We start from the raw sequence: 20,428 nt of genomic DNA on the forward strand, positions 1-20,428 counted from the left end.
CCTTCTGGCCTAGCGGTGTTTTCTTGTTTTACCTGCCTAAGACACGTTCAGTTTAGCGAATTATCGCTAATCGTGCGAACACCGACACGGTTCGCACTGCTTAGGGAAGGGCACACATGACCAGGCAAAGGGCACGAAAAGGGCACAAACGCTCCAGCTTCGGCAGCGTCCGTGAACTTAAATCGGGTCGGTTCCAAGCACGGTTTACCGACTTCGACGGCTACCGGCGTCAAGCCCCGTTCACGTTTGAGGCAGAACTCGACGCTCTAGCGTGGCTTGCACAAGCCAAACGCCTCGTTTCTATCGGGGTTTCACCACTCGAAGTAGACAGCAACGAATCCGGGGATCAACTCCCAACAGTCGGTGTTGCGGTGGTGGAATGGCTCGAAGATCTTGAGATACAACAGCGTCAAGGCCTCGTGCGTCTTTCAACACTCACGACGTACCGAAACATTATTGATACCCGCGTGTTAAACCACCGGGCGTTGTGCAGTATCCGAATTGACCAGCTCAAACCCCGCCATGTCCTAGCGTGGTGGAACGATATTGCGCTGAAACATCCGGATACACCGGATCGCAACAAACGCGCTTACGGTCGCTTAAAGGCGGTGTTGGCCGTCTACGTTGAACGCGGGGATATACCCGTGAACCCGGTGCAAATTAGAGCTGCCCGAAACAATCCCCCGAAACAAGATAAGCGTTTAGCTGAAACGGCGGAGCTGCAAGCAATTCTGGACGCGGTTCCAGACAACTACCGGGTAGCAACCTGCCTATGCCTGTTTCACGGTCTACGGATTGGTGAGGCGTTAGCGCTCCAGCGTAAGCACATTACCCAAGACAACGGACGGCTAACCGTTACGGTTGAGGCCACGCTATCTCGCGTGCCCGATGGTAACGGCCACGTGTTCATGCAACGCAACCCACCAAAGACCAAAGCGGGCTACCGAACAGTGCCCGTGCTGAAAGAGTTTCAGTCACTCATACGTAGGGGCGTGGATAAGTACACGGAGCACCCCGAAGATTATGTGACCACCACCAAAAACGGTGCTGTTGTCCTGGATACTTCGTTTCGCTCCATGTTCCATCGGGCGAAAGATAAAGCCGGGGTGTGCAGCGACATTACTCCCCACTACGGCAGGAATTGGTTAATCACCAGGTTGGCAGAACAAGGCGCTACACCGAAGGAGATTGGCCGAATACTTGGGCAAACCGACGTGTCCACCATCGTTGGTGTGTACATGAAAGTTCGTGAACATCGTCCGGCTGAACTCATGGAAGCTGTAAACGTTGGTCTAGATACGCCATAAACGCGCTGTAACGGCCTCTCACGACTTAAAACAGCCACGGACACACTTAACCCTTGCTGGAGACCTTCAAGGCCTTAGAACGGGTGTTCTACAAATCGGCTATCAAAACAGCACCGGAACGGCTGTAGCCCCGGTTCTCCCCTTTGGAACCAACGGAGCTGCTACGCGCATGGGGCGTATCAGGTCGATCCATTTTCAGCAGGAAAAGGGTACACCTGTTTGTGTATCCTTCCCGAGCAACAACAGCCCGTAAATGCAAAAGGGTACGCAAATTTGTGTACCCTTCACGAACTAAAAAGCCCACGGAAACCGGAGGGTGGAACAAACCAACACACACCGCTATGGCCGGTGCAAACGTTACCGACACACAGTTAGATCCGTCGCTGCCACCTTCGCAACCACGTATGCCACGGGTCGGTAAACCTTCGATAGCGTCTAAAGCTGGTACGCAAATTTGTGTACTTCGCAGATCAAAGGGGGTTTTTCTTCTCCCCAACCTGTGACTTCGGAGCCGGTAACGGTCAATCTACGCACGTTCCGGCGTGTCGTTGCGCGTGTTCGTTAAATCCCGGTGTAGCTTGTAGGTGTGTATGTCTACATGCACGTCCTCCTTTACGGGGGGTCAGGAGCAGGGTAATTGGTCTATCCTGCTCTAACTTAAGGGCACTTTTGTACCCCCCTAAACCCCCGCGTCTATCGGGGGTTTAGGGCGGTACGCCCGGTCTACACCGGGCATACCCCGTTCAGCACACAATCCACTGGCTAGGCACCTGGAAACGCTGCCCGTATTCCCTATACGCTGTTTTAAAGCGTTTAAACCTTCCGGGTAGGGTAAACCATAGCCAGCAACGTTTCGTTGCCTTAGACGGGCTTAGAGAGCGTTATTCCATCACTCCGGGGTCGTGTAAGCCCCGTGCTTGCGGTTCTCAAAACCCCGTTGCTAGACCTGGCATCAACTCGATTGATGCCAGCCTCGTCTTCGTCAAGGGTGGGCACTGAACGCCTACCCTTTTCATCTTCACCCAATGTTCGGCTTCGGTAATTACCTTTGCCTTTTGGAAGCCTCCAAGGGTACTCAAGTTTGAGTATCCTCTTTCTTCCCTATTCCATCCACGGTTACACACCACCGTCGATCCCTTGTGCGGATCTCCGGAGCAAATAGTCTTCCGAACCTTCTCAAAGGGGGCTCCGAAACGGGGCTCCCTTTGCAATAACGCTAGGCGGGTTGATGCCCGTACATGAACGTTCAGGCGGGTTACTGTTTCGCTTCGGAGGTTGAGCAAACCTTCGGAGCACTATCAATCTTCGGCCTTCTTCGGAGGCCGATACACTCCGGGTAGTTGAATACCCCTATACAAGTGAATGAGTAGATGAACAGGTGAATCTACGAATGAACGACACTAAAAAGCGGAGCTTCGTGGCTCCGCGTTGTTGGTTAAAGTCTATAACCGCTGTAAGGCGGTTATGTTCAATCCAGTAACTACCTTGTAGCCCCGGCCTCAAAAGCCGGGGCGATACCTAACCACTTCCAACGGTTACGTTCGGTACTTCGTACCTACCGCAACCTTGAACAACCACAGCAACCAACAAGTAGGTTCCTGTGTTTGTCAGTAGGTCGCCCCCTAAGGCGACCAATACTCAGTGGTTCAATCCTTAGAGCGCCCCCTAAGGCGCTCATAAGAATTTCACTTCCCGAAGTCGCTAGCCTTACGGGCTAGCTCCAGAGAAAGTTAGTAAGTGGGGATATTGAACCGACAGGTTCATATAAGGGGGTGGGGTGTGGTAAGTGGCAACGCTGTGACCTGCATAAATGCAACACTCACCACGGCTTCCCCACATCCGAAGTGTGGCAAAGTAAAAACACCACTTGACCTGCACAAACACCGTTTTCCGGTGTTTTGGCTACCCCACGTTCAAACTAGCTCGTTCAGGGTGTTTTTCTCCGTAGGTGAACGGCTTGCTCCGTTGCTTCGGGGCGAGTAGTCCGGCTGTTTCGAGTTCTTTCAGGCCTCGCTTTTCCAGCGTTGCTGCCTGTAGCTCCGGTATCTGTTCAGCAACGTAGTTAGCCACGTCCTTAACAGTCGTGAGCTTGCTTTGCACAGCCAAGGTTGCAATACGTTGGTTGCGGTTCAACGTCTCCGAAGACCGTTGTTGCTTGGGGGTGCTGGAGTGCTCCCGGAGCAATAAACGCCCTGCTTCGGGATCAAGGTCACACACAATGTTAAGTGGTTCACCGTTGTTGGCTACCGACTTCACCACTCGCTTAAAGCTGGTAGGCGAATCTCCCGGTTTATCCAACTCAACACGAACGCGGGCGTACTGTGTCGCTGCGCTGTTTCCTTGTGGTCGGTGCGTTTTCGATCCGTGGAAGCGACTATCCGAAGAATGATGCACCAACACCACGGCAATACCCCGGCGGGTAAATTCTCCTAGGTACTCGTTCCAAAGCCGATACCATGGCCGATGTTCGTTTACGTCCTCACCACCGATTACCCCGTGGGCGTGGTCTAGCACCACAACACCGATACCTTCGGCTTCAGCGTTTACGGCTAAGTGATACCAATACTCCGGTTCCGCCATACGTTCAGCCCGAACACTCAAGGCGCACTCCGGATCAGCCCCGATAACCTCCAATCTTTCCCGGTATTCCTCGATGCCTTGATAGTCCGTGGTGATAATCAGCGAACGAACCCCGCTGCTGGTTGGGGTTTGGCCGAGCACTTCCCTACCGCTGTACAACGCTTCGACAAGGTTCGCCACTAAAAAGGACTTACCCGTTTTCGACTCTCCGTAAACAAGCGTGGTGGTGGTCGCCACCAATCCGGGGATTAACCAAAAGTCACCAACACCGGGGCGTGGTACATCGAAAATGGGGCGTAGCCCGTAGCGACTCCGGGCGATATACACCGATCTTGCTACCTCTCCCATGTCTGTAAGCATCACGTTTCCTTCTTCGTCTTCTGTGTAGTAGTCGTTTTCCATTAATTCTCCTGCCTCCTCGTATGTTTGTTCGAACGAATGTAGCACAGCCGTTCGAAAACGGCGCTACAAGCCCCTCTCAGTGGGTGTTTCAGTCCGGATAGTCTTCACCCTCGTTACCGCTGGTTAAACCGCTTAAAACGGCTTCTACAGGCTCTCCCCTGTAAGGGGTATCGCTCCAGGTGCTGTGGCTGTAGTTCAGTAACGCTTCGGGCGGTTGATTGTTCGAACGGTTCTGCTTATGCCATTCGGCTACGGCCACAACAAAGTGCCTCGAGTTCTTGAACTCGTTAAAGCCCCTGGAGGTTGGCACCAGGTTGCCCAACGTTGTTCCCGGCGTTTCGGGATCACTCAACGGCGTGACGTGATCCAACTGCAACGCTTCTTGGGTACGGCCTGTGAGTTGTTCAATCACGGCTCCGGTGTAAGCGCACCTACCCGGCTCCAAGCCCTGCTGCCTCCAGTGCTCCAGCAACTCCGGGGCTGTGAACGCTTCTACCGGCTTACCCCGCTGCTTTGCGTGGTCGCGTGCATACTTGACTTTGCTTCGGAGTGAAGCATCTCCGGAGCGCCACACTTGTTGCCTGGCCTTCACACAGGCCTTACAGCGACTGTGGATGCCGTGGTAGCCGTGCTTGTCGTTGTGGAACTGTGTCAGCGCCCGAACACGTTTACACCCGGTGCAACGTCGTTTGCCCTCGACTTCTAGGGCGTCTCGTTCGGTTTTCCATTGTTTCGAGTGGACGCGGTACGCCATTACCGGCCACCCCCGATAGCTTCAATGGCTTTGGTTGCGTTGTCTTCGGAGATAAGTTCAGCCCGGCTTAGTCCGGTGCCTTGGCAAACGTGGTCTACCCATTGGCGCAACATCCGTTGTTGTTGCCCGTACCGCCGGTTGTACATTCGTTGCTGCTCAACGGTTGCTCCGTTGCGATAGGTCATTGGCTCCTCCTAATGGTTAGGACAATTGGTTAAATAAAAAAGCCCCGTCTTATAGCCAGGGCGGTGCAGGTTCACAGAACCTATAGCGCCTTTCTTATAACGTGAGGTCAGTAGGGGTTTAGGTCGGCTTCTATCCCGTACACGACCAGGCTCCCGCAGTCACGCCAGGTCTTCCGGGTGGGGAGGGGGAACCCCCCCCCTGGGGGTCTGGAAGCACCGGAACGTTGGCGTAACACACCTCCGATAAGAAACAGGCGCACGTAACCGTGCCACCAACGAACCGGATCCCTTAACCCACGGGGGGAAGCTGTTGTAGCGGGTGCAAGTAACCCGCTGTAGATAAACCCAAGTGCAAGCACCCAACCTGCCTACACCCTGCACCCCAGGGCGGGAGGGGGCACCCCTGCCCCCTGTCCCCAGAGGGGTGCCTAGCCCTGCCCTAGCACCCGTGCATCCGGGTGCCCATCCCAGGCCGGGGCTGTACCCCGGCTCCCTTCCCAACCACTCAGCCGGGTGCCCTCCTACCCGGCTGTACGTATCCCCACCACCCGTAGGCGGTACATCCCTGGCATACACCTGCCTAGACGGTGCCTAGGCGCGCATCCACCCGGCGTGCCACATCCCTACGTTCGGTATCTTCCAGGGCGTTGTAGCCGTCTTCTAGCTGTTCTTTCTTTTCGTTGGCGACCTTTGGTGCCTCAAGTTTGAACGTGATGCCGTTGCGCACCAACGCTGCTAGCCACGGGTTAATGGCGCGGTAGACGTCCGGAGCGTGGTTGTTCAGCGCTTCTGCACGAACACACAGCAACCCTTCTTCCAGGCTGTTGTAGTCAGCGATTAGGAACACACGACTCTCCGGCTTGCATCGTTCGTTGTGTGGCAAAAGATCGGCAATGGATTGCAGGGTTTGAATGATCCCAGCAAGTTCGCTCGCTGCCTGTTTCGCTGCCTGGTACGCCTCGAATTGTTCAGGGGTGAAGTTGGTGAGGTCTCGAGCATCGAACCCTTCAGCGGGTAGTTGCTGGATAGCCTCAACGTAGCGTGGGGTTACATCCTCCAACCACACCTCCAACTGTTTCAGGTAGTGCTCGAAGTTCAACGCTGCTGCTTCTTTCAGTAGCCCATCCAATTGTTTGAGGTGATCGGCTACCGCTTGTTCAAACCGGCTTCGCTCCCCCGGCTTGGCTCCGTGGTGTGCGTACCAATCAGTCAAGGCTTTGGTGGACTTGTCTAGGTTGGTGAAGTCCATCATTGGCTTCTCAGGGGTTTGGAGCAACTGGAGTTCTTCGGCTTTTTGCAGAGCGTCTGCAACGCCTTCGGGGTGTTGTAGACCCGCGTTTAGTAGCAAGTCAATAGACGGGGTATCGGCATACATGTGTAACCTCCTATGGTCGGTTTAGCCACGGTGTTGAACCGCGGTCTTGGGTTTGGTTTAGTTACGTCACTGTGACGTTGGTGTTAGCGTCCGATGGTGGTCATAACGGACTCGAGTAGGGCATCATGCGGGCGTGGCTTTAGCCCGCTACCGTGGCCTTGTGATGGATCAATAGCCGGTTGTGCGCGCTCTCGCTCCTCCAACGCTTCGGCAACTCGTCCGTGGTGTTCATCGGCAAACGCTGCTGCTTCATCCTTGGAGACTCCCAGATCTAGGGCGGATTGATACGCAACCTTCCATGCTTGGCTTCGGGTTGCTTCGGTTAGCAAGTCCACGGCGGTAGGCCGTGCTCCTAGATGTTCAGAAAGTGCTGCTCCGGCTGATCCCTTCGGGGTCAAACCGGCGTTGTTTAGGGCGCTCGCTACTTTGTGCAGCACCCCATCTCCGTTAAGCGGTAGGGTCATGTGTTTCTCCTTGACTTGGTTGTGTTTTCCCTGTTGAGTAGCGGATCCGTTCCGCAACCGTTGGCTTATGGGAAGACGGTCGAAAACCCCTGGTCGTGTTAGCGCGTCCGGGGGTTACTTGTTGTCGCGTAAGGCGTCAATAATCGCCCGTGCGTTTGGTTCCGTGGTGAGTTGGCGAACCGTGATGCCTACGGCATCGGCAATGTCACTAAGCCACTGCCTACGGCGTGCTTGTTCACGTCGGTAGCGTTTGGTGTACTCCGTTTGCATTGCTCTTTGGCGTGGTGTGAGCATGGAAAATGCCTCCTTTCTATCGCTATGTTTTCGGTGATAAAAAATGATCCGCCCCAATGGCGGAAAGTCGGTGTTGCCCGCTTCGTGGGGGCTATGGCTCCGTAGCAACGTAAGGACGTATCAGAACAACAACACCGCGCCTCAAGCGCGGTTAATTACTCCGGGTGGTTCAGCTAGAAAACCCAAGCACCGCTACAAACCAACAACGGCTCGTAACGGTGCCTGGCAACCATCAGGAGGAGAAAACGGGCGTCGCTAATACCCGCTTCGAGGAGTTACGCGGGTTTACCGCGCGTCTAGTGCTCCGGTGGAACGAATCCACGCGGGCTAAGTTTGAAAAAAGTCAGCATCACAAACGAAGGAATTACCCTTCATTAGTTAAGTACGTGTAACTTTTCAGTTTTCCGCCTAAAAAACACCTGTTTGTGACAAAATTAACAATAAGCAAGTGCAGTTGGGCAAAATACCTCTCACTTATTATGTAGGTGTCCAAACTGGATTTTGGACCCCTTTTGTCAAGTAAATGAGAGCAATATCACTATAATGAACCCCCGTTTAGGGTGTTTTAGTCGTTCATTGTAAAGCTAAAGGACGTTTACCGGCTACCGGAACCCTAGGCACGCCCGAATCCAAACACGGTTACACAACTCCGATGCAGCGCTGCTCGAAGCGATGACCGAACCCGCCACTGCTAGGCATAAGGGTGCTCCATCTCGAAACAGTCCCCTAAAACTCGCTGTAAGCTATTCTCCCGCGTTAGAACGTGTGTTCTATGGTTTTACACCTTTGGATTATTTTCTTCGCTTAAAACGGCTGTGAGGGCTTCTACTTCTTCGGTGGTGGGCTGTAACCAGAGGGTTTTTCCTTTTTCCGTCCAGTGCAACCCGTTGCGGATCCGAATAAGGTAATCACCGTCGCTGTTGGTGCGCGGTGTGAACATAAACCCGCCCGTTGAAGAAACACGCGGTATCGGTGGTTGCCTCGGATCAAAGTCTACGACTTGCTGGAACACCGTTATTTTTCGGTAGAACGCTGCTAGGCGTTTTCTGGTTGATCCCTGCACCCCGGCTAGCCCTTGCAACCTGTATCGGGCGTGCGCTCGTAGCGACTGCAAAATAACGTTGTTGCCGTGCTTTACCTGGTCTACATCCCAGGGTAGGTGTTGGGTTATCTCCCCTGCTTCGGCGGTAAGACCCGCCCGTTTGGCTAGGTAGTGAATGTGTTGGCGACTTACTCCGAAGGTTCTTGCTATGCCGGATTGGCTGTTACCTTCGGCCAATAATCCGGCTACCAACTCAGGGGTTAAACGTGTCTGGTTCACGTTCTTTACTGTATCGGGGGCTTGGGTGTTCTTCGGTAGGTTGTTCCGGTGGCGGTGCCTAAACGAAAACATAGTTTGCCCCTCGCTGGATAGCCTGCCCAGCTTGCCTGCCCTTTGAACCGAAAACCGTTGCTATCCCACGACGTTTAGACCCTTCACGCTGGATAGTGCGTGGGGTCTTAGCGCATGGCCACTTAGCAAGCGGATCAGGCTTGCACGGCTCCCGCAACCTTCAATCCCAAAGACTCAAGACCGTTTACAGAATCGTTCAGATTGTGGTTGTTGGCGCTTCACGGCTTGCAACCGTGCGTGGCGACTGGATCGGCGTCAAACCCAGTTTCTTACAGTTTTCCCAATAAACGCCCGAAGTTGGTTTTCGTCTAACCCTCGTGAGTAACGACGCCCGCGCCACGGTTTTACGCGGGTTGTTTGACACCTACCTTTTCGTGTATCGTTAGTGGCGGATCGGTTTTTATTTCCTGCCCGAAGTTGGCCGGTCTAGCCCCTGCGAGCTGTAAGCTACGGGGGCTTTCCTCGTTCAGGTGGAAAATAGACCCGGAGGCCTAGTGCGCTCCGGGGACTCGAACCCCGGTGTATGCCGTCAGCGCTACCTGCTACTTCAAGCTAGGAATTTGCACCGTCTACGGGTGGTTCCGGTTGATCGCTAGCGGGAGCGAACCACCATGAGAGTGACTCGCCACACGCGGTTGTTGAGTCCTCCCAAACCTTCAGCTTGAAGGGCACAAGGCTGTGGTCTGCAACAAACTTCCACACCACAAGGTAGGCGGTATCAGTCAAGGGCAGATCTGCATCTGCCATAACAAACAGTTGTCCATCTTCGACGTTGGCGAACAGAGTTCCTGGCACATCGGAGATAATCAGGTCGTTGTGCATCGGCTGTGTTGGGAGATTAGCCAGCGCGCCTTTGACTCGCTCCAGTTGTTGCGGTGTAGCAAAACCCACTAGCCCCGCTGGCTCCGGAAAAGCGTTGTGCTTATGTCCGTAGTCTTCGGCCTGTTGCATCGCATCCAATGGATCCCGGCGATTGTTGGTGTGCAGATGGATTACCGCCCCGTTGTTGGCGGTTACGGTCTTACTTTTCAAGTTGGTTGTGGTCATTCCTGCCTCCTCGACATGTCCACTTCAAGGGCACGGTTATGCCCTAACGTTGGTGTATGGTCATGTCCAAGGCGGGTAGTGAAAACCCACTAAAAGCGGTATCACTTCGGAGTTCCTTTTGCCCCTCGCGGGGGTCAAGGGGTCGCAGGTTCAAATCCTGTCAGTCCGACAACCAACCGTGAGGCCGGAGTTTAAAACTTCCGGCCTCACGGCCTTTTTCTCTATTCCACTACTTAAGACTGAGTCACTGCCTTATATGGGCTTTGAGCGGGAAAACCGACGAAATGAAATTTGCTTCCCCCGAACATCCGGCGTGTCGTTGCCCGCACTAGTCACAGGCCCGCTGTATTCTACAAAACGTATATACACATCAAAGGCCTCCTCCTTTGGGGGTTATGGGCAGGGTAGCTTCGCTACCCTGCCCATGCCTTTCGGGGCACCTTTACATTGGTGCTGCTCCATTGCCAGAACCCCGGCATGGCCTGTTTTCCCAAAACGCTGTTCTAGGCTCCTCAAACCCTTCGGGCGCTTGAATCGAAGATTCGCTGAGTTTGGTCCCGCTCCGGTAATCACTATGCGTTGCCGCTCGCCACCAAGGATCGACACTGAACGCCTACTATTTTCGCCATAATCTAGACGGCGGGTTCATCTTTTTCGCCAATGGAGCCGAGCATCTCGGCCACGTCTCTCGCTACCCAGTGCGGTCCATTGCCCATCTTTACAGCTCACAGATCTGAGTCGTTGATCCTTGAAGCGAATAGCCTCCCGAACCGTCTTAAAGGAAGCGTCGATTCGGAGGTTGCCCCAACCCTCGGAAGCGATGTCAGTCCGACCACTAGCCGTGAAGGCGCAAGTTTTAAATCTGGCTCCAAGGCCGTTTTCCATATTCCACTGCCACTGACGGATTTCGGATGAGGGAACACAACTAATTAAAATTTGCCTCCTCCACACTTCCGGCGTGTCGTTGCAAGCGATGACCCTAAACCCGGTGTAAACTTCAAATCTGTAAACTGGCTGAGTGTGTATTTACACATGTAAATACTCCCTCTTAGGAAATTGAGCCGGGTAGCTTAATTACCCGGCTCAATTTCTTTTTGGTTCGTGGTACTTCAGCTTTCGATGCGGGATAAACCCAACGTTGCCTTTACCTCTTTTTCATGAACTGCCCAGGCAGAGCTTCGTTATCTTCTCTGGCCGATCTAAACCTTGTGTGGCGTTGCTTGCAGAACTGAGAATCGTATTGTTTTCCGTGGCAACCAACATCCTTTTCATGGCTAGAGCGCCTCAGTATGGTCACCGCATTCAAACCCCGGTGTGCCCCCTAGATACCTTCTCATTCGAGCAGCTCTTTGGGCATCTTCCAGATCTTCTTGCCTTCTTCTGTCAACCGAACACCAGGCTTAATCCGGATCATATAATCCTCATCGCTTTCTTGCCGTGGCACATAAGCGAAGCCTCCAGTCCCAGAAAGACCGGGCATGGGAGGATAGCTAGGGTCGTAGTCGATCACCTGATTAAAGCGAAGTAGCTTTCTATACATCGCGTTGACTTTGTCGCGCGACTTACCTCGGATCTGCTCCCGACCTCCTAGGCACACTCGGGCATGCAGCCTCATGGCCTGAAAAACGATGTTGTCGTCGTGTTCAGAGGAGATATCTTCCCAAGGTAGGTTGTCTCGGACGAGCCTAGAGCTAAAAGGCTTATAACCTGCACTCTTTGCCAGAATGTGAACGTATTGCCTGCTCACGTCGTATTCTTTCGCAATCGCCGTTTGGCTCATGCCTTTGGCTAAAAGCTCCGCCACAATTTCCTTGGTCAGCGCCGGCATACCGCGCCTTTCTCGATAGACAAACAATGCTTCTTCTAGGTCGATAATCGCCAAGCTAGCGGCTCTGCGTTTCATCTCTACCCCAAGAACCAAAGCAATCCCCCTCTATCGGAGTCAGTCTCAGCACTTGGGCCCAGCCCAATGTGCGCAGAACCAGTGGAAAGTCGGCGGAGCAAATCTGCCGCAGATGGCGTCGAAAAGCTACCTGCTAGCTCATAATTCGGGGCCTCGCTCGCAACCGCCCGGGCTTCTTAGTGACGTCAACGTTCCCGACAACTCGAGCTAGGCCACCATTGTCATGAGCCACATCATCCCGTACAGTTTCCTGTACAGGAGGCCGCAATGAAAACAATGAACTACACCGAGTCGCGGGCGAACTACGCCAAAGTCCTCGACGACGTGGTGAATGACCGCGAGGAAACAATCATCACCCGCGCGGGTCACGAATCAGTCGTTATCGTATCCCTGGAAGAATACGAATCCCTCAAAGAGACCGCCTACCTGCTCCGATCACCAGCCAATGCCCGTCGACTTTTCGAGTCGATAGACAGACTCGAGGCAAACCGAGGCAGCGAGCACTCTCTCATCGATGATTAGCATGCTCTTGGTCTGGGATGAGAACGCTTGGGAAGACTACCTCTGGTGGCAAACCCAAGACCGCAGAACGTTGAAACGCATCAACCAACTCATCAAGGACATCGACCGCAATGGCAACGAGGGCATCGGGAAACCGGAGCCGCTCAAGCATAGTCTGGCTGGCTACTGGTCACGGCGCATCACTGATGAACATCGCCTGGTGTACAGGACAATAGACAACGAGATTCGTATTGCATCCTGCCGCTACCACTACGGCTAAGCCCCCCCCCCTGCACCTGACTACTGCCCCCCTCCCCTGCTTGAACCAATCTTTAGTACTAATCCAGCAACTAGATCCAATAACGCCGCACCACTGGACCGTTGTTGTTCACGCGGTTTTCCAGCACTCCTCCGCACGCCTCAATGACTCTTATGGATCCAACGTTGTCATCGTCACAGGTCACGAGGATCTGTCCATTTTCTGTCGCACCTGGGATGTCCCCCTCTTTCCAGCGCTCACGCGTTCGCTTAATTGCCTGCCGCAAGATTTCTGTGGCACGACCCTGGCGTCGATATTGAGGAACGACACCATACCCAAGAGGGCGTATTAGTCGTATCTTCGGCGGTGGCCTCAGCGGACGCATCATCGATGGGTCTGGCCCATCGACGTCCACATCGTGTCCACCGTGGAACGCGAAGAGCACACAGCAAAGAAACGCTCCCGCAATACCGGTCGCTTTAGCATGACGCGACTGCTAACGGGGTGGCTCATCGCCTTGCTCGGGCCTCCTCTGCTCACCGCCGCGGTGTTACCGCTGAACCTCCAGCCGGAGTATTTGGGCGCACTGCTGCTGGGCTATCTCACCGTGGTGGTGCTTGCAGCACTTGCCGGCGGTTTACTGCCAGCACTTGCTACGGTGGTGACCGGCTCCTTGCTGGCCAACTGGTTTTTTTACCACCCCAACGCACACCTTTACCGTGACGGAACCCGAAAGCCTCACGCAGATCATCTTCTTCCTCATCATCGCCGCCGCGGTGGCGTGGGTGGTGGAATTGTCCGAGCGGCGTCGCGCCCAGGCAACGCAACGCCTTGGCCAGGCCATGGTGCTTTCCGATTTAGCCCGAGGCGTGGTGCACGACGGGGACGATATTCCCCAACTACTTACACGCTTAAGCCAAACCTTCCGCCTGCGTCGCGTCGATCTGCAACGCTATAGCCAGGAGCGAAAGATGTGGGTGACGCTGGAGACCACCGATGAGCAAGGCATCAGCGCACCCTGGACTGTAGATACGAAACCTACGCACGTAGGTGTGGGCGACGGCCTGCGGCTTGTGGTTGGCGGCGGTGAACTCACCCCGCAGCACTTCTCCATGATCGAAGCTCACGGCGCCCGGATCACCGCGATGATCGACCGCCAAGAAATCGACGCGACGCGGCAAGCAACCGCAGCGCTAGAGGCCGAGCGGGTTCTGCTGGTTGAAGATGACGTTCCATTGGCAAACGCCGTTATGGTGAACTTCAAGGCCAGGGGCTATGAGATGAAAGTGGCCACCACCGCCAGCCAGGCCCTCAAGATCATCGGATCCTGGCAGCCAGCGTCATGTTATTGGACTTAGGTTTACCGGATCTAAGCGGTTTGGAAGTACTGCGTTCTGTGCGCAAGTGGAGCGAGCTTCCCAACATCGTCGTTTCTGCACGCCACGACGAACCCGGCAAGATCAACGCTTTAGACGAAGGCGCAGACGATTACATCACCAAACCATTCTCTGTTGGTGAATTACTCGCCCGAGTGCGCGCGGTGCTGCGCCGCGCTTCGGGGATAAGGAAGGAGAAAAGCCGGTTCTCACCACCGCCGACGAGCGTGTGGTGTTTGATCTTCAAAGTTCCACTGTGACTGTTGAAGGCCAACCTGTGCACCTCACACCGCGGGAGTGGGGCATCGTGGAATACCTGCTGCGCCACCGAGGCCAATTGGTGCACAAGATGGATCTGCTTCAGGCCGTGTGGGGGCAGGCGTATTCCAAAGAGACGAATTACCTGCGGGTATATATGTCTCAGCTTCGGCAGAAATTGGAAAAAGACCCAGGCCATCCGCAGTACCTGATCACTGAGCTAGGCGTGGGCTACCGGATGGTGGTCTAGCCCCAAGACCTGCACCCCGGTTGGGGCGTGAGGAATTGTTGCGTGGGACGTCGAAAAGCGATGGCTCTTGCGAGCTATCCCAAACCTCCTTGCTTTGCCGCCCACGGCAGACTTTGTTCAAAGGCTGTGCGCCAGGTGCCAAAATCGTGCCCGCCTTTGACCGTGCGGAATTGGCTATTGATACCGGCTGCAGCGGCTCGTTGTTGCAGAGCTTGGAGGTCATGCACCGCCTGCTTATCGCGATCACCTGCGATAAACAGCCCAGATAGGTGGCGATAGCGGCCGTCGTGCTCATGCGCTTGCAAAAGATCGGCCGGATTATGGGCCTTGAATTTTTCCTCTGAACCCTCAAAGAGCTTGTTCACCGTTTGTTCGTGGCTCCCAATATTAGGTTCCCACTCACCTGAGAAATCAAGGAAATTGCCATAGGCCTGTGGCTCGTTCGTAGCGATCTGCAATGCGCAGGTGCCGCCGTAGCTGAGGCCGCCAATGGTCCAATGCTGCTGATCTGGGTCCACGTTGAGCTTCTTTTTTAGCTGCTCAGGGACGTCTTTAGCCAAATAGGTTGCCACATTACTTCCGGGGCTATCGGTACAGCCGGGATTGGCGGTATAGCTACCAGTGGCATCAACACTGGCAATAATCGGTGCTACTCCCCCGTGTGCTTGTTGGTATTGATCTGCTGCGCGATCGGCCATCCCGGCTCCAAACCAATCTTCTGGCCTGCCGGGATTACCCGCCATCATCACCACCACCGGCAAGGCGGTATCACTGCGCCAGTATGCAGGCGGAAGGTAGATCTGCGCGGTTCTTGCCTTGAACCCAGACTGTGGTGAGTCCAGTGGAAGGCTGATGTGCACGCCTTGGTCTTGGGGCAAGGTCTTGGTTTTCAGCGCCGCCTGAAATTCATCCCACTGCATCTTCTTTGCGTGCTCGTTATTTACCACGCTGCCGATGGTGGGATAGAGCTGATACACGTTATTGCCCACGATCAAGGTGCTGAGCAGGCTCAATGCCAAAGCCAGGACCAGCAGCACACGCTTGCGGGCAAGGCACAGCGCGGCGATGGCTACGAAGCACACCCCTGCACCGGCGTAGATTTGCCAAGGGATGGCATCGGGAAATGGCCGCCAGAGATCTTCGATGCACCAACGCACGGCAACAACGCTGGCCACAACGCCGAGTGCTACTAGCAAAGTGGTGCGTAGGCCGCGTCTTTGCAGTAGCAGCCACAGGCTGAGCAGTGCGCTGGCTAAGAGCACTGCTGTTGCAGCCCACACCACCACTGGGGCGGTCAGGCTGAGTTCTTGGACAAAGTGCATGAAAGTAGTGTTCAGCAAATGCAATGGATTGCCAAGTGGATTCAGTAAGTTCCCAGCATTTTCCCGCCTACTTCCCATCGCCCTTGCCGTTGCCCTTGTCTTTGCCATCGCCATAGCGCATGCCATCGCCATAGCCGTTGGCATAGCCCTTGCCTTAGCCCTCGGCCCGGTTGGCTAAGATCAGGCAACGTGACGCAGCGCCCAATTCCGCCGAAATCCAGGCAACACGCTCCAAAATTCCGCGATGCCAAGCACCGCGAGCAACAAGCCAAGGCCTTTAGCAGCGAGATGGACACCTATCACCGCGTGCGCCCCCGATACCCTGAGCAGGTATTTTCTCTGCTCGATCAGTGCGGCATTGCCCAAAACGCCAACATTATCGACGTAGGCTGCGGCACCGGGATCTTCAGCGAGCAATTAGCCCAACATTTCCCCCGCGCCCACGTTTTGGGCAGTGATGTGAGCAAAGAGATGCTCATGCATTTTCGCTTTCACCATGCGTTGCCGTGCATGCAGGCCAAGGCCGAGGCCTTAGGGCTTGTCGACGCCAGCGCAGACCTCATCACCTGCGCCCAAACCTGGCACTGGCTCGACCCGGTGGCCGCCAGTAGCGAATTTGCCCGCGTGCTCCGCCCCGATGGTGTGGTGGTACTGCTCTGGAACACCCTCGACGTGGCAGTACCTTGGGTACATAGGCTTACCCGAATCACCCACGCCGGCGACACACTCGCCGAGGGCTTCGTGCCAAACATCGGCAAACAGTTGGTTATCGATCAAACGCTTCGATGCCGTTTTAGCCAAACACTGCCGGTAGCTGATCTGCACACCTTGATGCACACGCGCTCCTATTGGCTGCGGGCATCGCCAAACACCAGGGCAAAGATGACCTCGAACCTCGATTGGTATATCGACTACCTAGGCCTTGACCCAGAAGGAGAAGTCACCTTGCCCTATCGCCACGATGCTTTTGCGCTGAGGCGTCATTAGCGGCGGCACGCTGCGCGCTTAGCGTTTGGAGCGGCGTTCGCGCACACGCACGGCGATTTTCACCGGCGAGCCTTCAAATCCGAACTGCTCGCGGAATTTGCGCTCCAAGTAACGACGATAACCCGCATCAAGGAACCCGGTGGTAAACAGCACGATCACCGGCGGGCGGGTCGATGCCTGCGTGGCAAAGAGCACACGCGGTACTCGCCCACCTTTCATTGGCGGCGGGTTCTGGGCGATGGTGGCACGCAACCAGGTGTTGAGCTGGCCAGTAGTGACTCGCTTATCCCAGCTCTCGAGCGCTTCGATCATAAACGGTTCGATCTTTTGCAGCGCACGGCCGGTTTTTGCGGAGATATTCACACGCTTGACCCAGGGAATGTGCGCCAGTTGCAAGTCGAGCTCGCGGTCGAGTTCCCAACGGCGATCCTCGTCCATGAGGTCCCATTTATTAAACACCAGCACCAAGGCTTTGCCGGCGTCCAAGATCATGCCCAGCACACGCTGATCCTGTTCGGATACGGGCTCGGAGGCATCGATCATGAAGATGCAAATCTCAGCCGAATCGATGGCGCCGCGGGTGCGCAGGGATGCGTAGTACTCGTGGCCTTGTGCCTGCTTGACCTTCTTGCGCAGGCCGGCTGTATCCACGAATCGCCAAAGCTGCTGGTCAAGTTGCACCAAAGAGTCCACCGGATCCACGGTGGTGCCTGCAACGTTGTCCACCACGGAACGATCTTCGCCAGAGATCTTGTTCAAAAGCGAAGACTTGCCCACGTTTGGCTTGCCCACCAATGCCACGCGGCGAGGGCCTTCCACAATGGAGCTTGCTCGTGGCTTTTCGGGGAAGGAGCTCAGCACTTGATCGAGCACATCGGCGCCACCTCGGCCGTGTTGTGCAGATACGGGCCAGGGATCGCCAAGACCAAGGGCATAAAACTCTGCCATATCGGCGTATTGATTATCCGAGTCGAATTTATTGGCCACCAGGATCACCGGCACCGTTGCGCGCTGGAGCATCTTGGCCATCACGGCATCAGTTTCGGTGATGCCCACCTTGGTATCGACCACCATGATGATCACGTCGGCAGTATCCATGGCCATCTCGGCCTGGCGGGCAATCGCTGCGTGAATGCCTTTGACATTCGGATCCCAGCCGCCGGTATCTTGCACCCAAAAGCGCTTGCCGCCCCAATCCGCCAGGTAGGAGATTCGGTCGCGGGTCACGCCAGGGAAATCTTCCACCACAGCTTCTCGACGTCCAATGAAGCGGTTGACCAGCGTGGATTTACCAACGTTGGGGCGGCCAACAATTGCCACGGTGCATAGATCCTCACGCAGGTGAGGGTCCTGCTCAATGCCGAGGGCAGCTTCGAGCGCAGACCAGTCTTCTTCGTCATAGTCTTCACCGAAATCTGCATCGGCGAAGTCTTCTTCGTTGATCTCTTGGAAGAACTCGGTTTCAGAATCGAAGAAGAACTCCTCTGGCCCTTCATCGGGTGCTTGGTTGAACTCTTGGGGTTCCTCGCTCATTAGCTCGCCCTTTCTGCCGAAGCAACTAGCAATTCGGTGATGCGCTCGATCACTTGCTCAAGCGTCATATCTGAAGTGTCCACCATCGTCGCGTCTTCGGCCGGGCGCAGCGGCGAGGTAGCTCTGGTGGAATCTGCGGTATCGCGCCTTTGCACATCTGCGAGCACTGCCTCGTAGTCGCTTTCGCGGCCAGCGGCAATGTCTTGCTCGTGACGGCGACGCGCACGTACCTCTGCAGAGGCGGTGAGGAAGATCTTCAGCGGTGCATCAACAAGCACATGGGTGCCAATATCCCTGCCATCGAGCACGCAACGGCCTGCCTGCAAGGCAAGGGCACGCTGGAGGGCGACAAGGTTGTGGCGTACTTCCGGGATGGCAGAAACAGCAGACACATGGGCTGTCACCTCAGGGCCGCGGATTTCTGCAGACACATCGCTGCCAGCAAGCAAGACTTCCTTAGACTTCGGATCAGCGTTGATTTCCAGCGGCAATGAGCTTGTACTGCGAATCACGGCATCGGTGTCTTCGGGGTTGATGCCTTGCTGCAACACGTGCAGCGTGGCCACCCGGTACATCGCACCAGTATCTAAGTACTTGGCACCAAAGCGTTCGGCAACAGCGCGGCACACCGTGGATTTACCAGCACCCGAAGGGCCATCCACGGCCACGATGAGCCCCTCGGGGCAATTGCGTAGATCTTGGTACTGCATTTACATCCCCACCACCTTGTACAGGCTGCTTAATTCAGAGCGGTTGAGTGCACGGATGCCACCTGGCTTCATATCGCCAAGCTGAACGGTATGCAGCTTGGTGCGCACCAGGCGCTCAACCGGGAACCCTGCCTCTTTGAGCATGCGACGAACGATGTGCTTGCGGCCTTCGTGGAGTTCCACACGCACCAGCGAACGACCCTCATACACATCGATGATCTGCACGAAATCTGCTTTCGCGGGGCCGTCGTCAAGCTCAATGCCTTCACGCAAGCGGCGAATGAGTGCACGATCGGCCTCACCCTGCACGGTGGCGAGATAGGTTTTGGCCACCTCATACTTCGGGTGGGTCAGGCGATTGGCCAGCTCACCATCATTGGTAAGCAACAACAGCCCTTCGGTATCGGCATCGAGGCGACCAACGTGGAAAAGGCGCTGGCCAGCGGCAATTTTCTCGCTCACAATATCGCCCACGCAAGCGCGGCCCATCTCATCACTCATGGTCGATTGCACGCCACGAGGCTTATTCAGCACGAAGTACTCCATGTCTTCGTTGACGTTGATGCGAACGCCATCCACCCGGATGATATCGGTGTTCGGATCAACGCGAACACCCTGCTTTGAAATCACGCGGCCATTGACTTCCACGCGGCCTGCGTCGATCAGGATCTCGGAATGGCGCCTGGAGGCTACGCCAGCCTGGGCGAGCACTTTTTGCAAACGAATAGGCTCACCAGCTTTAGCTTGATCTAAATCTGGGGCTTTGTGCTGATGGCGAGCCGGCTTCGCATTGGAGATGATCATCTCCGAAGCGCGCTGCTTCTGCGCCTTTTGGGGCTTAGTCGCCTTCTTCGACGAGGGCCGTTGCTGGCCCCTGCCTTTGTCCGGTGTGCCATCACGGCGAGCGGTCGGTGTCACGGATACGTCCTATCTGTGAGAGGTATGAAAATGTTAAAGAAGATCTAGCCTAGCCTATCTAGAACTCTTCGTCGATGCTATCAACATCCGGCAGCAGCGGAGCAAGATCCGGCAACGCATCTAAAGACTCAATGCCCATCAATTCCAGGAACAATTCAGTAGTTTCATAGCGGTGCGCCTGAGAGCCCTCATCTGCCGCAACTTCGCGGATAAGCCCACGAAGCACCAAGGTACGCACCACACCATCAACATTGACGCCTCGCACCGCAGCAACTTGGGCGCGGGTAGCCGGCTGGCGATACGCGATCACCGCCAGGGTTTCTAGTGCCGCACGAGAAAGCTTTGATTGTGCGCCATCATGCAAGAAACGCTCAACCACCTCGGCATTATCCAGGTGGGTATAGAGCCGCCAGCCACCGTCGATATTTCTTAGGCTCATGCCAGAACCCCGTTGGGCAAGCTCCTGCTGGAATTGCTCGCAGATGGCATGCACTTGCTCTTCGGAGGCCTGCGTAACGCGGGCGAGCACGCCTTCTTGCACCGGCTCATCGGCCACCAACAAGATCGACTCGATAGCGCTGCGCAATTGGCTAATCATTGGAAGGTGCTC

The 20,428-nt window shown here is 55.3% G+C and carries 20 protein-coding genes and 2 pseudogenes; 8 read left to right on the plus strand and 14 right to left on the minus strand.

Features of this window, described 5'->3' with window-relative positions:
* Positions 1-116: 116 nt before the first annotated feature.
* Positions 117-1,307 (plus strand): tyrosine-type recombinase/integrase, encoded by a 1,191-nt coding sequence (locus tag CPPEL_RS05930; RefSeq protein ID WP_123960262.1) that lies wholly within the window; start codon positions 117-119, stop codon positions 1,305-1,307.
* A 1,902-nt stretch (positions 1,308-3,209) separates the two neighbouring features.
* Here the strand turns inward: CPPEL_RS05930 and CPPEL_RS05935 are convergent.
* From CPPEL_RS05935 to CPPEL_RS05970, 8 genes are all read right to left on the minus strand, one after another.
* Positions 3,210-4,289: an AAA family ATPase gene (locus CPPEL_RS05935; RefSeq protein WP_123960263.1), complete on the minus strand. Its 1,080-nt coding sequence runs from the start codon at positions 4,287-4,289 to the stop codon at positions 3,210-3,212.
* An 88-nt stretch (positions 4,290-4,377) separates the two neighbouring features.
* Positions 4,378-4,701 carry a hypothetical protein gene (locus CPPEL_RS05940; RefSeq protein WP_123960264.1) on the minus strand — a complete coding sequence of 108 codons (324 nt, stop codon included), beginning with the start codon at positions 4,699-4,701 and terminating at the stop codon, positions 4,378-4,380.
* A gap of 1,107 nt (positions 4,702-5,808) precedes the next feature.
* Entirely contained in the window at positions 5,809-6,603 is a 795-nt protein-coding gene (locus tag CPPEL_RS05945; protein WP_123960265.1) for an aldo-keto reductase family protein, read from the minus strand.
* 83 nt (positions 6,604-6,686) lie between these two features.
* Positions 6,687-7,067 carry a hypothetical protein gene (locus tag CPPEL_RS05950; RefSeq protein WP_123960266.1) on the minus strand — a complete coding sequence of 127 codons (381 nt, stop codon included), beginning with the start codon at positions 7,065-7,067 and terminating at the stop codon, positions 6,687-6,689.
* Positions 7,068-7,181: 114 nt separating this feature from the next.
* Complete coding sequence (locus CPPEL_RS05955) at positions 7,182-7,361, minus strand: hypothetical protein (protein ID WP_123960267.1); 180 nt, start codon at positions 7,359-7,361, stop codon at positions 7,182-7,184.
* Between the two features lie 778 nt (positions 7,362-8,139).
* Positions 8,140-8,682 (minus strand): hypothetical protein, encoded by a 543-nt coding sequence (locus CPPEL_RS05960; RefSeq protein WP_123960268.1) that lies wholly within the window; start codon positions 8,680-8,682, stop codon positions 8,140-8,142.
* 624 nt (positions 8,683-9,306) lie between these two features.
* Positions 9,307-9,801, minus strand: a complete 495-nt coding sequence (locus CPPEL_RS05965; protein ID WP_123960269.1) for a hypothetical protein — start codon at positions 9,799-9,801, stop codon at positions 9,307-9,309.
* A 1,333-nt stretch (positions 9,802-11,134) separates the two neighbouring features.
* Positions 11,135-11,704, minus strand: a complete 570-nt coding sequence (locus CPPEL_RS05970; RefSeq protein ID WP_123960270.1) for a helix-turn-helix domain-containing protein — start codon at positions 11,702-11,704, stop codon at positions 11,135-11,137.
* Between the two features lie 267 nt (positions 11,705-11,971).
* On the opposite strand from CPPEL_RS05970, the gene CPPEL_RS05975 reads away from it, so the two are divergent.
* On the plus strand, positions 11,972-12,226 hold the full coding sequence (locus CPPEL_RS05975; protein WP_123960271.1) for a type II toxin-antitoxin system Phd/YefM family antitoxin: 255 nt from the start codon (positions 11,972-11,974) through the stop codon (positions 12,224-12,226).
* A gap of 1 nt (position 12,227) precedes the next feature.
* A complete protein-coding gene (locus CPPEL_RS05980; RefSeq protein ID WP_123961253.1) occupies positions 12,228-12,485 on the plus strand; it encodes a Txe/YoeB family addiction module toxin in 258 nt (85 codons plus the stop codon).
* Positions 12,486-12,555: 70 nt separating this feature from the next.
* Here the strand turns inward: CPPEL_RS05980 and CPPEL_RS11415 are convergent, their stop codons facing one another.
* Positions 12,556-12,852, minus strand: a complete 297-nt coding sequence (locus tag CPPEL_RS11415) for a GNAT family N-acetyltransferase (protein ID WP_123960272.1) — start codon at positions 12,850-12,852, stop codon at positions 12,556-12,558.
* A 96-nt stretch (positions 12,853-12,948) separates the two neighbouring features.
* Here CPPEL_RS11415 and CPPEL_RS11335 point away from each other — a divergent pair.
* The 4 genes and pseudogenes from CPPEL_RS11335 to CPPEL_RS11370 all read left to right on the plus strand — a co-directional run.
* A pseudogene (locus CPPEL_RS11335) lies at positions 12,949-13,092 on the plus strand (hypothetical protein); the annotation flags it as partial.
* A 73-nt stretch (positions 13,093-13,165) separates the two neighbouring features.
* A pseudogene (locus tag CPPEL_RS11360) lies at positions 13,166-13,822 on the plus strand (hypothetical protein); the annotation flags it as partial.
* Positions 13,807-14,100, plus strand: a complete 294-nt coding sequence (locus CPPEL_RS11365) for a response regulator (RefSeq protein ID WP_342767964.1) — start codon at positions 13,807-13,809, stop codon at positions 14,098-14,100. The pseudogene CPPEL_RS11360 and the gene CPPEL_RS11365, both read left to right, overlap by 16 nt.
* Entirely contained in the window at positions 14,097-14,348 is a 252-nt protein-coding gene (locus CPPEL_RS11370; protein WP_164470326.1) for a winged helix-turn-helix domain-containing protein, read from the plus strand. Before CPPEL_RS11365 ends, CPPEL_RS11370 begins: the two co-directional genes overlap by 4 nt.
* Before the next feature lie 74 nt (positions 14,349-14,422).
* Here the strand turns inward: CPPEL_RS11370 and CPPEL_RS05995 are convergent, their stop codons facing one another.
* Positions 14,423-15,670 (minus strand): alpha/beta hydrolase, encoded by a 1,248-nt coding sequence (locus CPPEL_RS05995; protein WP_164470385.1) that lies wholly within the window; start codon positions 15,668-15,670, stop codon positions 14,423-14,425.
* Between the two features lie 189 nt (positions 15,671-15,859).
* Between CPPEL_RS05995 and CPPEL_RS06000 the strand changes: the two genes are divergently transcribed.
* The gene (locus CPPEL_RS06000; RefSeq protein ID WP_123960274.1) at positions 15,860-16,657 is read left to right on the plus strand and encodes a class I SAM-dependent methyltransferase; all 798 of its coding nucleotides are present in this window, start codon (positions 15,860-15,862) and stop codon (positions 16,655-16,657) included.
* Positions 16,658-16,675: 18 nt separating this feature from the next.
* On the opposite strand, the gene der is transcribed toward CPPEL_RS06000, so the two are convergent.
* From der to scpB, 4 genes are read right to left on the minus strand one after another with little or no spacing between them, the layout of a single operon-like run.
* Entirely contained in the window at positions 16,676-18,190 is a 1,515-nt protein-coding gene (gene der / locus CPPEL_RS06005; RefSeq protein ID WP_123960275.1) for a ribosome biogenesis GTPase Der, read from the minus strand.
* Positions 18,190-18,900 carry a (d)CMP kinase gene (gene cmk, locus CPPEL_RS06010; protein WP_123960276.1) on the minus strand — a complete coding sequence of 237 codons (711 nt, stop codon included), beginning with the start codon at positions 18,898-18,900 and terminating at the stop codon, positions 18,190-18,192. Before cmk ends, der begins: the two co-directional genes overlap by 1 nt.
* Complete coding sequence (locus CPPEL_RS06015; RefSeq protein ID WP_164470386.1) at positions 18,901-19,818, minus strand: pseudouridine synthase; 918 nt, start codon at positions 19,816-19,818, stop codon at positions 18,901-18,903.
* Positions 19,819-19,876: 58 nt separating this feature from the next.
* A complete protein-coding gene (gene scpB / locus CPPEL_RS06020) occupies positions 19,877-20,416 on the minus strand; it encodes an SMC-Scp complex subunit ScpB (RefSeq protein WP_123961255.1) in 540 nt (179 codons plus the stop codon).
* Positions 20,417-20,428 lie beyond the last annotated feature (12 nt).

The organism is Corynebacterium pseudopelargi (assembly GCF_003814005.1).
Taxonomy (GTDB): domain Bacteria; phylum Actinomycetota; class Actinomycetes; order Mycobacteriales; family Mycobacteriaceae; genus Corynebacterium; species Corynebacterium pseudopelargi.